The sequence below is a fragment of the Paraburkholderia sp. UCT70 genome, from assembly GCF_050434085.1.
GTDB lineage: Bacteria > Pseudomonadota > Gammaproteobacteria > Burkholderiales > Burkholderiaceae > Paraburkholderia > Paraburkholderia tuberum.
In genome coordinates, this window is record NZ_JBNPVZ010000002.1 from 1008642 (window position 1) to 1023291 (window position 14650).

The 14650-nt window shown below is 67.0% G+C and carries 13 protein-coding genes and 2 pseudogenes; 6 read left to right on the plus strand and 9 right to left on the minus strand.

Annotated features, from left to right (window positions below; all coding sequences use genetic code 11):
* From OKW41_RS06885 to rpe, 5 genes and pseudogenes are all read left to right on the plus strand, one after another.
* A pseudogene (locus tag OKW41_RS06885) lies at window positions 1-1105 on the plus strand (class 1 fructose-bisphosphatase).
* Window positions 1106-1160: 55 nt separating this feature from the next.
* On the plus strand, window positions 1161-2033 hold the full coding sequence (locus OKW41_RS06890; protein ID WP_090809070.1) for a phosphoribulokinase: 873 nt from the start codon (window positions 1161-1163) through the stop codon (window positions 2031-2033).
* A gap of 112 nt (window positions 2034-2145) precedes the next feature.
* Window positions 2146-2460: pseudogene (locus OKW41_RS06895) on the plus strand (transketolase-like TK C-terminal-containing protein); the annotation flags it as partial.
* Window positions 2461-2504: 44 nt separating this feature from the next.
* Window positions 2505-3542, plus strand: a complete 1038-nt coding sequence (fba, locus tag OKW41_RS06900) for a class II fructose-bisphosphate aldolase (RefSeq protein WP_429571979.1) — start codon at window positions 2505-2507, stop codon at window positions 3540-3542.
* Between the two features lie 21 nt (window positions 3543-3563).
* A complete protein-coding gene (gene rpe / locus OKW41_RS06905) occupies window positions 3564-4271 on the plus strand; it encodes a ribulose-phosphate 3-epimerase (protein ID WP_429571980.1) in 708 nt (235 codons plus the stop codon).
* A 13-nt stretch (window positions 4272-4284) separates the two neighbouring features.
* On the opposite strand, the gene OKW41_RS06910 is transcribed toward rpe, so the two are convergent.
* Genes OKW41_RS06910 through OKW41_RS06920 form a run of 3 tightly spaced genes read right to left on the minus strand, consistent with a single transcriptional unit; the run spans window position 4285 to window position 8326 of the window.
* The gene (locus OKW41_RS06910) at window positions 4285-5667 is read right to left on the minus strand and encodes a DUF6513 domain-containing protein (protein ID WP_429571981.1); all 1383 of its coding nucleotides are present in this window, start codon (window positions 5665-5667) and stop codon (window positions 4285-4287) included.
* Complete coding sequence (locus tag OKW41_RS06915) at window positions 5646-6275, minus strand: flavoprotein (RefSeq protein WP_429571982.1); 630 nt, start codon at window positions 6273-6275, stop codon at window positions 5646-5648. Before OKW41_RS06915 ends, OKW41_RS06910 begins: the two co-directional genes overlap by 22 nt.
* Window positions 6272-8326 carry a sigma-54-dependent Fis family transcriptional regulator gene (locus tag OKW41_RS06920; protein ID WP_429571983.1) on the minus strand — a complete coding sequence of 685 codons (2055 nt, stop codon included), beginning with the start codon at window positions 8324-8326 and terminating at the stop codon, window positions 6272-6274. The genes OKW41_RS06915 and OKW41_RS06920 overlap by 4 nt, the downstream gene beginning before the upstream one ends.
* Window positions 8327-8714: 388 nt before the next feature.
* On the opposite strand from OKW41_RS06920, the gene OKW41_RS06925 reads away from it, so the two are divergent.
* Window positions 8715-9221, plus strand: a complete 507-nt coding sequence (locus OKW41_RS06925) for a dihydroneopterin aldolase (RefSeq protein ID WP_429493456.1) — start codon at window positions 8715-8717, stop codon at window positions 9219-9221.
* A gap of 107 nt (window positions 9222-9328) precedes the next feature.
* On the opposite strand, the gene OKW41_RS06930 is transcribed toward OKW41_RS06925, so the two are convergent.
* The 6 genes from OKW41_RS06930 to OKW41_RS06955 all read right to left on the minus strand — a co-directional run bounded on the left by OKW41_RS06930 (window position 9329) and on the right by OKW41_RS06955 (window position 14639).
* On the minus strand, window positions 9329-9706 hold the full coding sequence (locus tag OKW41_RS06930; RefSeq protein ID WP_429571984.1) for a hypothetical protein: 378 nt from the start codon (window positions 9704-9706) through the stop codon (window positions 9329-9331).
* A 137-nt stretch (window positions 9707-9843) separates the two neighbouring features.
* Window positions 9844-10353: a formaldehyde-activating enzyme gene (fae, locus tag OKW41_RS06935; protein ID WP_184067342.1), complete on the minus strand. Its 510-nt coding sequence runs from the start codon at window positions 10351-10353 to the stop codon at window positions 9844-9846.
* A gap of 183 nt (window positions 10354-10536) precedes the next feature.
* Window positions 10537-11439: a triphosphoribosyl-dephospho-CoA synthase gene (locus OKW41_RS06940; RefSeq protein WP_429571985.1), complete on the minus strand. Its 903-nt coding sequence runs from the start codon at window positions 11437-11439 to the stop codon at window positions 10537-10539.
* Between the two features lie 5 nt (window positions 11440-11444).
* On the minus strand, window positions 11445-12416 hold the full coding sequence (locus OKW41_RS06945; RefSeq protein ID WP_429571986.1) for an ATP-grasp domain-containing protein: 972 nt from the start codon (window positions 12414-12416) through the stop codon (window positions 11445-11447).
* Window positions 12413-13453 carry a methenyltetrahydromethanopterin cyclohydrolase gene (gene mch, locus OKW41_RS06950; protein ID WP_429571987.1) on the minus strand — a complete coding sequence of 347 codons (1041 nt, stop codon included), beginning with the start codon at window positions 13451-13453 and terminating at the stop codon, window positions 12413-12415. The genes OKW41_RS06945 and mch overlap by 4 nt, the downstream gene beginning before the upstream one ends.
* Complete coding sequence (locus tag OKW41_RS06955; protein ID WP_429571988.1) at window positions 13416-14639, minus strand: ATP-grasp domain-containing protein; 1224 nt, start codon at window positions 14637-14639, stop codon at window positions 13416-13418. The genes mch and OKW41_RS06955 overlap by 38 nt, the downstream gene beginning before the upstream one ends.
* Between the last annotated feature and the right edge of the window lie 11 nt (window positions 14640-14650).

Below are 14650 nucleotides of genomic sequence, written 5' to 3' on the forward strand. Positions count from 1 at the left end.
ATGCAGGACGGACGCACGACACTTTCGAAGTTCCTGATCGACACGCTCGATCGCCCGCCGTGTACGGACGACACGCGCGACACTGCAGGACTCTCCGCGCTGCTGATCGACGTAGCGGCGGCCATCAAGTCGATCTCGGCGATGCTGACCAAGGGCGCGCTAGGCGGCAACTACGGTTCCGCGCAAACGCTCAACACGCACGGCGAGCAACAGAAGAAGCTCGACGTCTCGACCAACGAGATCTTCGTGCAGCAATGCGAGTGGGACGGCTTGCTGGCCGCGATGGTGTCCGAGGAAATGGAGCACGTCTACGCGATTCCGCTGGACTATCCGCGCGGCGAGTATCTGCTCGCGTTCGATCCACTCGACGGCTCGTCGAATATCGACATCAACGGCGTGGTCGGCTCGATCTTCTCGGTGCTGCGCACGCGCGACCCGGCAGAGGATGCAACCAGCGAAGCCGCGTTCCTGCGGCCGGGCTGCGAACAGGTCGCGGCCGGCTATGCCGTGTATGGACCGTCGACGATGCTGGTGCTGTCGGTCGGCAATGGCACGCATGGCTTCACACTGGAGCGCGACATCGGCAACTTCGTGCTCACGCATTCGAACATCCGGATTCCGGAGGAAACCGGCGAGTTCGCGATCAACGCATCGAACGAGCGCTTCTGGGAGCCGCCCGTGCGCCGCTACGTGCAGGAGTGCAAGGACGGCCGCAGCGGTTGCCGCGCGCGCGACTTCAACATGCGCTGGATCGCGTCGATGGTCGCGGAAGTGCATCGCATCCTGATGCGCGGCGGCGTGTTCATGTATCCGCGCGACTCGAAAACCGCCGGCGATGGAAGGGCGCCTGCGCCTGCTCTACGAAGCGAACCCGATGAGCTTCCTGGTCGAGCAGGCGGGCGGCCTCGCGATCACCGGCCGCGAACGCATTCTCGACGTCGCGCCGCGCGCGCTGCATGGCCGCGTGCCGGTGATTCTCGGCTCGAAGAACGAGGTCGAGCGCATTGCGCGCTATCACGGCGAATACGACCGCGGCGAGGACAAGCCGTTCACGTCGCCGCTGTTCGGCACGCGCTCGTTGTTCCTGCCGGATTTCACTGCGTGATCAGCGACTGACGGCGCGCTCAGCGCACAGAACACAGTCATCCGGAGACAAACACATGTCAGTCAAACATCCGATCATCGCGGTGACCGGCTCGAGCGGCGCCGGCACCACCACCGTCATGAAGAGTTTCACGCATATCTTCAGACGCGAGCACATCAATGCGCAGATCGTCGAAGGCGACGCGTTCCATCGCTACGACCGCAACGGCATGCGCGCGGCGATGCAGGAGCGCGAACGCGACGGTGTGCCGAATTTCAGCCACTTCGGGCCGGAAGCGAATCTGCTCGAAGAACTCGAAACGCTGTTCACGCGCTACGGCGAAAACGGCAGCGGGCAGTTTCGCCACTACGTGCACGACGCGGGCGAAGCGCAACTGTACAAGCAGGACGGCGGCACCTTCACGCCGTGGGAGGAGGTCGCGCCCAATACCGACCTGATGTTCTACGAAGGGCTGCATGGCGCGGCGGTGACCGAGAAGGTCGATATCGCGCGGCATGCGGATCTGCTGATCGGCGTCGTGCCGATCATCAACCTCGAATGGATCCAGAAGCTGCACCGCGATCAGACGATGCGCGGCTACACGCACGAAGCGGTGGTCGACACGATCCTGCGGCGCATGCCCGACTACGTGAACTACATCTGCCCGCAGTTCTCGCGCACGCATGTGAACTTCCAGCGCGTGCCGACCGTGGACACGTCGAATCCGTTTACCGCCCGCGAGATTCCGCAACCGGACGAGAGCTTCGTCGTGATCCGCTTCGCGCGGCCGAAGGGTATCGATTTCCAGTATCTGCTGACGATGCTGCACGACTCGTTCATGTCGCGCCCGAACGTGATCGTCGTGCCGGGCGGCAAGATGGGACTCGCGATGCAGCTGATCTTCACGCCGATGATCCTGCAACTGATCGACCGACGGTCGCGCGCCTGAGCGGTACCAGACGGATACCGAGGTTCATTTCGCAAGGAGAGATTCGATGAGTGCAGTCGCGCAACCGCTTGACGCATCCGCCACGCGCTCGATGGCCGACGCGCTGCGCATGCTCGCGATCGATGCGATCGCGCCGCTCGCGGCCGCCGGTATTGCCGCGCGCGTCGTATCGATGCCATCGACCACCGCGTTCGATCGGCAACCGCGCGCCTGGCGCGACGTCGTGCTGCCGCCGGGCGTGCCGCGTGTCGCGATCGAGGCGGGCGTGCGCGCGTTCTGGCGGCAATACGTCGGGCTCGAGGGTGGCGTGGTCGGCATCGATACGTTCGGCGAATCGGCCCCGGCCGCCGCGTTGTTCGAGCATTTCGGGCTGAACGCGCAGACGGTGATCGACGAAGCGCGGCGCGTCGCGGACCGCGCGCGTTGAGCCCGCCGTTCGCCAGGATTTCATTTCATATCGAGGAGCACGCAATGGCCTTCATCACCCTGCGGCAACTGCTGGATCACGCGGCCGAACATGACTACGGCGTGCCCGCGTTCAACGTCAACAACATGGAGCAGATTCACGCGATCATGCGCGCGGCCGAGGCCACCGATAGCCCGGTGATCCTGCAGGCGTCGGCCGGCGCGCGCAAGTACGCGGGCGAGCCGTATCTGCGCCATCTGGTGCTCGCCGCGCTCGAAGCGCACCCGGACATTCCGCTCGTGCTGCATCAGGATCACGGCGCGAGCCCCGCGGTGTGTCAGCAGGCGATCCGCTCGGGCTTCACGTCGGTGATGATGGACGGCTCGCTGCTGCCCGATCAGAAAACCCCCGCCGCGTACGACTACAACGTCGAGGTGAGCCGGCGCGTGGTGGACGCCGCGCATGCGGTCGGCGTGTCGGTGGAAGGCGAGCTCGGCTGTCTCGGTTCGCTCGAAACCGGCACGGCAGGCGAAGAGGACGGCGTCGGCGCACAAGGCAAGCTCACACGCGAGCACCTGCTGACCGATCCGGACGAAGCGCGGCGCTTCGTCGACGCGACCGGCGTCGATGCGCTCGCGATCGCGATCGGGACTTCGCACGGCGCGTACAAGTTCAGCCGCGAGCCGACCGGCGACATCCTCGCGATCGACCGGATCGCCGATATCCATGCGCGCATTCCGAACACGCATCTGGTGATGCACGGTTCGTCGTCGGTGCCGCAGGAATGGCTCGCGGTGATCCGCGAATATGGCGGCGAGATTCCGACCACCTACGGCGTGCCCGTCGACGAAATCCGCCGCGGCATCGCCCAGGGCGTGCGCAAGGTCAACATCGACACCGACATCCGTCTCGCGATGAGCGGCGCGATGCGCAAGTCGCTCGCCAATGCCCGCGCGGAGTTCGATCCGCGCGCGGCATTGAAGGCCGCCACCGCCGCGGCGAGCGCGATCTGCGTCGAGCGATTCGAGGCGTTCGGTTGCGCGGGGCAGGCGGCGCGCATCAAGCCGCTGCCGCTCGACGCGATGGCGAGCCGCTACCACTAACGCCACTGGACGGAGAACGCAATGCGCGAATTCCTGATTGCGCCGTCGCTGTTGTCGGCGGATTTCGCCCGGCTCGCCGACGAGATTCGCGACGTGACGGCGGCCGGCGCGGACTGGATTCATCTGGACGTGATGGACAACCACTACGTGCCGAACCTGACGGTCGGCCCACTCGTGTGCTCGGCGATCCGGCCGTACACGACGCTGCCGTTCGACGTGCATCTGATGACCACGCCCGTCGATCCGCTGGTGTCGGCGTTTGCCGAGGCCGGCGCGAACCTGATCAGTTTTCATCCGGAGGCGACGCTGCACGTGCATCGGACCATCGAACTGATCCGCTCGCACGGTGCGCGCGCGGGGCTGGCGCTGAATCCGGCCACGCCGCTCGCGGCGCTCGATCACGTGCTGGAGATGCTCGACGTAGTGCTGGTGATGTCGGTGAATCCAGGCTTCGGCGGCCAGGCATTCATCGCCGAAACGCTCGACAAGTTGCGGCTGCTGCGCGAGCGTGTCGACACGACGATGCAGCGCACCGGGCGGCCCTTGCTGATCGAAGTGGACGGCGGCGTGAAGGCGTCGAACATCGCGCGTGTCGCCACGGCGGGCGCGGACGTGTTCGTTGCCGGGTCGGCCGTGTTCGGTGCGGGCGATCGCGCGCAGGCGATCCGCGGCATGCGCGGCGAACTGGCTACTGTCGACGAACACGCGCGGGTGGCCGCCATGCAGTGATGGCGCTGCTGTTTCAGCGCTTTTTCATCGTCTCGCCCGGCGCGCACCATGCGCTGAGATCTTCTTCAGGCCGGTCGACCGCGCAGCCCCAGTCGAGCGGCTGGTCCTGATCGAAGCGCTTGCCGAGCCGCCATGCAATCTCGGCGCGCGCAAGCTGCACGCCCATATAGAACGCGTGGCCGCCGTCTGTTTCGAGGTTCAATTGCGGGTACAGCGCGAACGGATCGTCGCCGCGACGATGGCCGTCGCGGTTGTACACGTGAATGCCATCGGCGCTGATCTGCACGCGGAAATTCGGGTCACGCACGCCGCGCGCGAATTCGTCGATTTCTTCGGCGCTGTACGGAAACGGCCGTTTCGCGTGGACCGTCGCGAGTTCGGTGCTGATGCCCTTCGGCAGCACCTGAGCATCGCGCGCGGCATGCATCACGCGGCGCGCGACATCGGCTTCGCGCAACGCGCGCCGCGCATGCTGGCTCACCGACGTCGCCAGCACCGCGCCAACGCGCAATTCAGCCGCCATGCCAAGCAGCACCGCGTTGATGCCGCTCGTGTCGGCCTCGGTGAGTTCGGTCACGTTGCCGATGCCCATCATGATCGCGATGTCGGGATAGCGCTCGCGCAAGCGCACATAGCGCGCAATCGACGCGGCCAGCCCGAACGGAATCGGATCGAGAATCGGATCGGCGAGAAACGCGCGGTTGCGCGCGGACAGCGCGTCGATCGCGGCGTCGAGCGAAGCGGGGTCGGCCGGTTCGCGCGCGACGAGGATCGGCGTCGACGGCACTTCGTCGGCGATCCATAGCGTATCGAGGTTCAGGCTCATCAGATAGTCGGCGCCCGCGCGGCCGCCGCGCAGCAGTTCGTCGTTGCGCATCGAATCGACGCTGACGCGATAGCCTTCGGCCTTCAGCCGCCGCACCGCGTCTTCGAGATGCGGAAACGGCGTGTCCGGCAGACAGCCGATGTCGATCACGTCCGCGCCTTGGGCCTCATACTCGCGCGCCCTTGCCGCGATGCCGTCGAGGTCGAGGCGCGGCGCATCGACGATCTCCGCGAAAATCTCCGTGTCGTAGCGGCTCAGATCGAACGGCTTCGCCTTGCGGCCGAAAAATTGCGGCAAGTCCTTGACCTCCTCGGGACCGCGTTCGAACGGCACGCCGTAGTGCGCGCTCAGCGCGTCGAGATCGCCACGGCAGCGGCCCGGCACGATCACGCGCTGCGCGGCGAGCGGCGCGCTCACGCGGCGCTGGATCAGGTCGGCGGTCATCAACGCGGCCACTTGCAGGCCGATTTCGCGCACCTCCCAACTGAACGGCGTCGGCGCCATGCCGTCGAGCACGCGCCGCAGGCTCGGTTCGGCAAGCCGGCCGGTCAGGAAGAGGAGGTGGTCCATGCGAGGTCGAGGGTCGCGAGGCGTTGGGTGAGCGCCGCTTCGAGTTCGTCGAGCGAGCGCGCGAGCGTCGTGTATTCGAAGCGCGCCAGACGCTCGACGTTGTCGAGTTCGATCGCCCGTGGCCGCAGTTCGACCCATTCGTCCGGGCTATGCGTGATCACGCTCGATTCGGTGTCGCACGCAAAGACGATGCCGGGGATGCATTGCTTGCCGGCCTGCGCGTACATATTGGTCGGCAGCGTATCCGAGATGCCGTAAGCACATTTGGCGACCGTGTTGCTGGTGGCGGGTGCGATCACGACCGTGTGATAGACGCCGTGATACAGCATGCCGACCGGCACGCCGCTCGCGCTGTTGTCGCGCAGTACGCGAAAGTGTTCGCGCAGCTTGTCGAGCGACCAGCCATAGAGCGGCAGCACTTCCTCGGCCGCCGCGGACAGAAACAGATCGACGCGCGGCAAGCGCCGCGCGAGCGCGATCGATTCTTCCAGCATATGACCGGAGCCGGTCACGCACCACGCGAAGTGCGCATCCGGCTTGAAGTCGGCGAGATCGCGGGCGCCCTTGCGAGCAGACTCGCTGGGGGACCTGAGGGACGACCCGGTCATGCGTCGAGATCGAACGGCATGCCGTCGGGCGGCGAGCCTTCATGCGACAGCCGGATGTGCAGCCGGCGCATCTTGCGATACAGCGTATTGCGGCTGATGCCGAGCGCCTTCGCGACGTTGCTGACGTTCCAGCGGTGTTCGTCGAGCAGCGACAGCACCGTTTCGCGCTCGTTCAGCTGGATCGCGTTCAGCGAAGAAATGTCTGCTTCGTCGGCGAGATGCCCGTCCATGTCCGCGTTCGCGAGGCGCAGCGCGATCGGCAGGTCGACCGCCGACGTGCGTTGCGTGACCTCGGGCGGCAGATGCTCGCAGCGGATCGGCTCGCCGTCGGACAGCGCGATGGCCATCTGCAACACGTGACGTAGCTGACGGATGTTGCCGGGCCACGCGTAGGTGAGCAGCGCGTGTTCGGCTTCCGGCGTCAGATCGGGCGGATCGTCGGTTTCGTTCGCGAGCAGATGATGGATCAGCGGCAGCTTGTCGACGCGCTCGCGCAGCGCCGGCAGATTCAGCTCGACGCCCTTGAGCCGGTAGTACAGATCCTCGCGGAATTGCCCGCTTTGCACGAGTTCGAGCAGATTGCGGTGGCTCGCGCTGATCAGCTGGAAATTGACCTTGACGGTGGTCTCGGCGCCGAGCGGCGTGACCTCGTGTTCCTCGATCACGCGCAGCAGGCGAGCCTGCAACACGAGCGGCATGTCGCCGATCTCGTCGAGAAACAGCGTACCGCCGTTGGCCTGCACGATCTTGCCGCGCCGTCCTTCGCGCTGCGCGCCGGTAAACGCGCCCGCGCGGTAGCCGAACAGCTCGCTCTCGATCAGGTTCTCCGGCAGCGACGCGCAGTTGACCGGCACGAACAGACCGTCGGCGTGCGGGCTGATGCTATGCAACGCCTGCGCGAAGACTTCCTTGCCGGTGCCGGTCTGGCCGCGCAGCACGATCGGGATCTTGCGCTGGATCACGCGCGCGGCCAACTGGATCTGCGAGGCCATGCGCGGGTCGCCGAATTCGAGGTGCGCGATCTCGTCGAGCTTCGGCACCGGCGGATGTTTCTGGTGTTTTTCGGAGGCGTTGGCGCGCATGGCGGAGTCGGGGACGAGCACGCGCGTCACGCGCCCCGTGGCGTTTTGCGGCGTCTGCGCGACGAGGAAAAAGCGGTTCGTCGCGTTTGCGCTGTAGACGGTGACCGGATGGAACGAGCCGCGAATGCTGCGCGCGATCATGTCTTCGAGCGACGCGTTGAATGCTTCCTCGATGCGCCGGCCGCGCAGCTCGCTCAGCGAGCGGAAGCCCAGCTGGAACAGCGCGCTGCGATTCGCGGCGAGCACGGTGCTGTCGTCGCCGACCGCGAGCTTGCCGCCGTGCAGCGTGCCGACGAATTCCGGGCGGCTGTGGAAATGGATCATGTTGGCGTGCCGGTAGCGCGCATCGAGCAGACGGTTTTCGATCATCTGACGCGACATGCCGACCAGCACCAGCGAGTGCTGCTGCAGCAGCTTCGAGCGGCTCGTGACGTCGAGCACGCCGGCGATTTCGCCGCCGTCGTCGAAGATCGGTGCGGCTGAGCACGTCAGCGACGTATAACGCGGATAGAAATGCTCGTGCTGACAGACGGCGATGCAGTCGCGCTCCGCGAGGCAGGTGCCCATGCCGTTGGTGCCGGCTTCGCGTTCGCTCCACAGCGCGCCGACGCGAAAGCCGTCGACGGCGACCGCCTCGGCGAACGGCACGGACGACACCTGATGCACGATCACGCCGCCAGAATCGACGAGCACGACCGCGAGCTCGGGATCGGCCAGTTGCTGATAGAGCGTCGTCATCTCGAGCTTCGAACACGCGATCAGATCGCCGAGCGCCTCACGGCGCGCGCTGAGTTCGTACTCGGTGAGCACCGGCGGCGGCACGAAACGCGCGGGGTCCAGCTGGAATTCGTTGATGCAGCGCGTCCACGACTGAGCGACGGGTTCGCTTGTCGGGCGCGTGGTCAACTGATGGTTGACCACCTTCAGAACTTCCCGGACGTGCGTACTGCTGTCAGCGAGCAACGACATGGGATTTGTCTCCGTTGCGTCATTTCGGAAGCGTGACTGCTTCGCACGCCGCGAATGCCGCTTTATCAAGCCTGCCTGCCCCTGACGCGGCGGAATCTCGGTTCGCCTGCGCCCTCGCGACCGGCCCTACTACGAGGCGGGTGTTTAAAACTGTACGCCCGATGCAGGATTGGTTCAACAGAAAGTCACACTGGGTTTACCTCACTGTGCCCGGAATTTGCTTTTCTCGATGCGCGACGCGTTAAACGGTTTGCAGGTTGCATGCCTGTCGCAGCTTCGGCACAGAGTGTGCCGCGCGTCGTTCAGTTCTACTGTTCTACTGTTGCATCGTTTCGCTCGTCATCACTGGCTGTTCAATCCTGGGCCGCGCCGCGGCGGAGAGCAAATCATGGATCGTTTCGATACTATTCGCCTTGCCGCATTTTCCAGCCTCGGCGCCAATCCCGGCCCGCAAGTCGGCGCGTTGCCCGAGCGCCTCGACATCGTATTCATCGAGAATTTCATCGGCCAGACGGTCATCGGTATCGATAGCAGTGAGTTGCATGTTGCGCAACCGGTGCGTGTGAACCTGGCTATCGGCGTGCCAGCGATCCGCGCCTGCGCGACGGACCGGATCGAAGATACGGTCAACTACGCGGCCGTGCGCGGGGCGCTGCTCGAGCTGTTCGCGTCGCATCGCGTGCGGCTGCTGGAGGCGCTTGCCGAGACGATCGCGCAACTGCTGATCGCCGACTTCGGCGCGCACTGGGTGCGCGTGTCACTCGCGAAGCCGGCCAAGTTCGCCGACCTCGCGGCCGTCGGCGTGCAGATCGAGCGGCGTCGCGGCGATGGCTCGGCGGCGGCCGTGGGTCTCGCGCGGTACGCGTCGCTGGGCGAGGGGCTGGTGCCGAATTGAGGGGCGCGCCGAGCGGGGGGCACCGAGCCGGGCGCGCCGAGCGGGGGGCGCCGAGCCGGGCGCGCCGAGCGGGGCGCGCAGAACGCCCGGCGCGTTTCAGGCCGTGGTCATTTCGCCACGGTCGACGTTTTCTGCGGACCGAGTCCGCACGCCTGATATGCGCTGGTTTGCAGCGCGCGGAAGTGCTTGGTTTGCGCCTTAGCGTGGTCGACGCGGAATTCCGCGCCGCCTTCGCCGCCTAGCGTCGCGTACTTCGAGAAGGTCGACTGGTCGACGAATTCGTCGTACGGCAACGACGCGGCCATCTTGTCGATCACGCACGAGCACTTGTAGACGTTCGCGAAATCGTGGCCGTTATCGTCCATGCAGCTGAGCACGTATTCGACGCGACCCTCGGTCGGATAGTTGTAGCCGCCCGCCCACGCGAGCGGCGCGACGAGCAGGAGCGAGGTAAAGGCGAGAAGCGCGCGACATCTATTGGTCATTGAATGCCTCTGCGAGAGCATTGAACCTGCTTCGCGAACCGCTGCGCGAGATGCGTGCCTTGCGGCCGCGAGGCGACGGGATGCGCGAGGAGGCGGGGACGGCAACGGCGCCGCGTCTCCTGCGCTTGCATGCGCCGTCAGTTCGGCGCGAACGGATGCGCGACGCTGCCCTTCTTCGCCATCACTTCAGCCGCGCTCGGGTCGCCGCTGACCGCGCGCTTGATGGCCTCGCGCGTCGCCTGATAGTTGAACTGCTGGATCTTCTTGTCGTCCTCGGCCTGCCAGTGAATGAACACGCCGACGCAGAGGAACAGATCGTCGGCTTCTTCCTGCGGGATCGTGCCGTCCTCGACACTGTCGGCCACCGCGAGCGCGACCGCGTGCTGCGCCGGGCCGAACATCTGCACGGCCTGCTTGGCGCCTTTGATCGTCACCTTGTTGAACAGGATCGTATTGGGCTTCGTGATGAGATTGGGCGCGACGACGGCGAGCAGCGACGTGAAGCCGTCCTTGTTGTTGGTGAGGGCGTTGCAGAACGCGGTTTCCGCAGCCGAACCTCGCGGTCCGATCAGCAAGTCGATGTGCGCGACCTCGTTGCCGTCGCCGACGAGCGATTCACCGATCATGACGCGGTTGATCTTGGCCATTCTGTTCCTCCAATGAGTAGGTATGGACCTGCTGACGAGGCGCCGCCCGCGATCGTCCAGATCAGCATCGCGAGAGCGGTGCGGGAATGCACGGCGGTACTAACTAACAGGTTCCGTGCCAGTTGTCGCTAAGGGCCTGCTGACGCGGCTGTTCGGGTCTTCTTCAGTCCAGACGATTCAGGGTTAACCGCGCCCTTCGACGCAGCGCGCAAGAAACAGCGTGGCCACCGCGAGGTCCGCGCTGGTGCCGGGATTGATCGCGCGGGCCTTCAATTCGGCATCCCAGGCATCGAGTTGCGGATCGCCCGCCGGGCGGCGCGCGGCGGGTTGCGCCTGGCGCCAGCGCGCGTGCTGTTCGCGTGCCACGAGCGTGACACTCTGCGCCAGCGCGAGGCCGTGCTTGCGCACAATGTGAGAGTCGGGCCAGCCGCCGAGGAACGTGAGAAACACGTTGAGCATCGCGATTTCGCCTGGTTCGGCGGGCGCGGGTTCGGGCGTTGGTCTCGAGGCTTCGAAGTAAGCGGCGAGGCCGGTGTCGAACAGGTCGGCGAAACCGTTCGCGTACTGCCGCGCGATGCTGTCGCGCTGGCTGGCAAGCCGCATCGCGTCGCGCAGGCCGATCGTCGGCGGTGCGTGGACCGATTGCTCGGGCGCGTCGCCGAGGCCGCCGGGATTGGCGAGCGCGATCGCGCGGTAAGCAAGCCGAGCGTCTTCGACGTCGAGCCGGCTCAGCACGTCGCCAACGGCCGCGCGCCACGCTTGCGCCGACACCGGCGGTTCGCCGGTTTCGTCGAGGGCCGCGGCGAGCGGCGCGACCAGCAGCACGATGCCGAGATTCGTATTGCAGCCGACGGCCGCGCGCGTGCGCGTGACCGCGTCGAGAATGCGCTGTCCGACGCGCTCGCCGCGCGCGAATAGCGCGTCGACCGACGCGTCCGCGCTGGCGAGGAACTGGGCCGCGTGCATGCCGTGGCCAGGGCTTTGGGTGCTGACGTTGCCGGGTTTCGGCGTGGTGACGTCGAGCGCGCAGGCTTCGAGGAAGGCCGCGCGCGCGTGCTCGACGGGAATCGCATGAGTGTCGGGCATCGCGCTCAAGCCCGGCGCTGCGCAGACTGCTCAGGCAACCCGGCGCTAGCGGCTTGCTCGGCCAGCCTGCGATCCAGCAGATCGTCGACGAGCGCCGCCGCGACATCGAGCGGCACGACCGACTGCAAACCGCGCCACGCGGCCACGCCGTTGACTTCGAGCACGAGGGGCAGCGCGGCGTCGTCGGCATTCGGGATCAGGTCCACGCCCGCGTAGTCGAGCCCGAGCGCGGCGGTTGCGCGCACTGCCGTCTGCGCGAGCGGGACCGTCAGCTCTGCGGGCTCGCAGCGCGCGCCTTGCGCGACGTTGTGAATCCAGCCCTTGCCGCCGCTGCGCCGCATCGCCGCGATCGCCTTGCCGCCGATCACCAGCACGCGCCAGTCGAAACCGGGCCGGTTGCTCGCGACGAAGCGCTGCAGATAAGCGACCTGCCGATAACGCGCGAGCGACGGCAACGGCGCGAGCAGCCCGCCGCGCACGCCGAGCCGTTTGAGCCCGTGGCCTTGCGAGCCGAACAGCGGCTTGAGCACGACCTGACGGCCGGCGGCCGCTTCGCGCATCAGTACGCGTTGCGCGAACGCGGCGGATTCGCCGGCCCAGGTGGCCGGTGTCGGCACGCCCGCGCGATGCAGCAGGAAGCTCGTCATCGACTTGTCGACGCTGCGCTCGATCGCGCGCGCGTCGTTGTACACCGGCACGCCCGATTCGCGCAGCGCGTGCAGGATGCCGAGCCGCAGCGTCACCTGCTCGAAGCTGCCGCCGGCGATGCCGCGTACGAACACCGCGTCCGGCAGCGTGCGGCCGAAGCCCGGGATCGCGAGGCCGTGCGGCAGCCACGTGGTGTCGATGCGGCAATCGGCGAGATCGACGCAACGCGCTTCGGCGCCGCGCGCGCGGAACGCCTTTTTCAGCCGGCCGGTGTGCCAGCCGGTTTCGTCGGTCATGATCGCGATGCGCACGCCTGATGTGATCATCATCGCGCGACGGACTCGCCGCCCCACTGTTTGCGCAGCAGGCCGCCGTCGAGCCGGCCGCCATGATAGGTCGCGCCGCTTTCGAGGCTGCTGACCCACACCTCGGCGGGCGCGAACAGCGCGGGATCGATCTGATAGAAGTCGAAGTTGACGGCCGTGAAGACGTCCGCGAACGGCCGGCCGTAGTCGCGCGAATTGGCGGAGGGGAGGGTGTCGGCGAGACGTTGCGCGATCTCGTCGTGCTGGACGGTCAGGTGCACGCGGCCGCCGTACAGGATCGCGTCGTTGGTGCGGCCCATCGCCTGAATGCCGTCGGGCGCGGGCGGCGGCAGCGGCGCCGAGCCCGTCCCCGCGACGATCTCATCGAGCGGTACGCCGAGCACGTGCACCTTGTGCAGCGCAACTTCGACGACGCGGGCGACGACCTGTACCGTTCCCGCGACAGAGTGTGTCGGCGTGACGATCAGCGTCAGGTGTTCGGGCGCGAGGCCGCAATCGTGCAGCACCTTGTCGATCACGACCTGCGGCGGCAGGCGGTCCACTTCGAGCACCAGCGCGCCGCGCTCGTGGCGGTCGCGATAGCCGAGTTCGTCGAATAGCGGCTCCTTGACCGCGAGCGCGCGCGCGGGCCCCGAGCCGAGCGAAAAGAATTTCTTGCCGCCGGTTTGCTCGCTGGTCGCTGACAGGCTCCAGCCCGCGTACTGGCTGCCGAGACAGGCGAGCACCGGCGACGACGTGCTGACCTCGAGCATCGTCGGCCACAGCGGCCCAGCGTCGAAGTTCGCGCGTACCGCGACGCGGCCGAGACCGCCCATGCAGATGCGCGCGATCAGCACGCCGGCGTCGATGCCGCCGCGCGCGTCGACGCCGGCGTCGGCGATCACGGTGCCATCGCGCGTGCGCGTCAGTGCGACGCCGAGCTGTGCCGCTTGATCGACGAGCCGTGCTACGAGGCGCTCTGAAAGCGCGTTCACGCTCGGCAACGCGGCGGACGGGGAAGTCTCAGCTGTGGGCGTGGAGGCAGGCATGGTCGGGTTCATCGCAGGTTTCGATTCGTTGGACGACGCGTTCGTGCTGCGCGTCGAGCGCGGTGAGCACCGCGTCCACCGATGCCGCTCGCGCGTGCAGCGTGCAGACCGGCTGCCCTGCGTCGATGCGGGTGCCCGGCATCGGCACGTCGCGGCATTGCGGATCGCGCAGGCAGGCGTCCGAGAACGCGGCCGAGACGCTGAACGGCCGCTGCGCGAACAGCACGCGCTGACCGGCGCGCCAGCGCGGCGCGCGGGCGAGCGCGAGGCTCGCGGCCGACGGCGCGCGGCCGTGGCGGCACGCGTCGAGGTGGCAGGCGAGCAGGCCGGCCGGCCATGCATCGGGCGACGCGGTTTCGTAGAGCGCCATCGTCGACGAAGGGCGCGGGTTGATTTCGAGCACGTCGAACGAGGTGCCGTCCGACAGGAAGTCGCAGCTGTTGATGCCGACGAGGCCGGTGTTTGCGCACAGCGCGTCGAGCGCTTGCTGCACGCGCGCGATGAACGCTGGCGGCAAGGCGATCGGCCCGATCGAGCCCGCATGCACGAAGCGCAGATCGCCGATCGCGCAGGTGAATTGCTCGGCGAAACCGATCAGATGCGCGCTGCCGTGCGCGCCGATGAAAAGCGCCGACAGCGAGCGGCCTTGGCCAATGCGCTGGAAGTAGCCGTGCGCGGAGTCGGTCGTTAAATGGAACGAGTCGGCCGTCTCGATATGCGTACCGCCACAACCATCCGCCTGCTTGAACAGCCAGCCCTCGGCCGTCGCGGGCCGCTCGAACGATACAGCCGGATGCGCAATCCGCAACGCGTCGAGCAGCGCGAAGAAACGCCGCGGCTCGCGCACGGCCGCGATCGCCTCGGCAGCGTTGCCGAGAAAGCGCGGCAAGCCGGATTCGCGGCACAACTGAGGCATCAAAGGTTCGAGCCCGCTGCCGCCGATCCAGCCAAGCAAACCCGGCAAGCGCGCGAGACGCGCAAGCGCATCGACGAGCCGCGCCCGGTCGATCCCGAGCGCGCCATCACCACGGCCGATGTCGAACCATAACTCGGCGGCCTCGCGCGTGTCGCGGTCGCCGAAGATATCGAGCGCGGCGACATGCAGGCCGGCGCGCGCCGCGGACTGCGCGAGCAAGCGCGCGGACTGCCCGACGACCGCGACCAACGGCGCATGCATGAGCGGGCGGTGCGACTTCATGACGACCGCGC

What these genes read in the sequence shown, in the direction of transcription:
- OKW41_RS06890 (WP_090809070.1), top strand. Translation starts at nt 1,161, where the DNA reads ATGTCAGTCAAACATCCGATCATCGCGGTGACCGGCTCGAGCGGCGCC.
- OKW41_RS06940 (WP_429571985.1), bottom strand. Translation starts at nt 11,439, where the DNA reads ATGCCCGACACTCATGCGATTCCCGTCGAGCACGCGCGCGCGGCCTTC.
- OKW41_RS06915 (WP_429571982.1), bottom strand. Translation starts at nt 6,275, where the DNA reads ATGACCGGGTCGTCCCTCAGGTCCCCCAGCGAGTCTGCTCGCAAGGGC.
- OKW41_RS06920 (WP_429571983.1), bottom strand. Translation starts at nt 8,326, where the DNA reads ATGTCGTTGCTCGCTGACAGCAGTACGCACGTCCGGGAAGTTCTGAAG.
- mch (WP_429571987.1), bottom strand. Translation starts at nt 13,453, where the DNA reads ATGAACCCGACCATGCCTGCCTCCACGCCCACAGCTGAGACTTCCCCG.
- OKW41_RS06945 (WP_429571986.1), bottom strand. Translation starts at nt 12,416, where the DNA reads ATGATGATCACATCAGGCGTGCGCATCGCGATCATGACCGACGAAACC.
- fae (WP_184067342.1), bottom strand. Translation starts at nt 10,353, where the DNA reads ATGGCCAAGATCAACCGCGTCATGATCGGTGAATCGCTCGTCGGCGAC.
- OKW41_RS06955 (WP_429571988.1), bottom strand. Translation starts at nt 14,639, where the DNA reads ATGAAGTCGCACCGCCCGCTCATGCATGCGCCGTTGGTCGCGGTCGTC.
- fba (WP_429571979.1), top strand. Translation starts at nt 2,505, where the DNA reads ATGGCCTTCATCACCCTGCGGCAACTGCTGGATCACGCGGCCGAACAT.
- rpe (WP_429571980.1), top strand. Translation starts at nt 3,564, where the DNA reads ATGCGCGAATTCCTGATTGCGCCGTCGCTGTTGTCGGCGGATTTCGCC.
- OKW41_RS06925 (WP_429493456.1), top strand. Translation starts at nt 8,715, where the DNA reads ATGGATCGTTTCGATACTATTCGCCTTGCCGCATTTTCCAGCCTCGGC.
- OKW41_RS06910 (WP_429571981.1), bottom strand. Translation starts at nt 5,667, where the DNA reads ATGGACCACCTCCTCTTCCTGACCGGCCGGCTTGCCGAACCGAGCCTG.
- OKW41_RS06930 (WP_429571984.1), bottom strand. Translation starts at nt 9,706, where the DNA reads ATGACCAATAGATGTCGCGCGCTTCTCGCCTTTACCTCGCTCCTGCTC.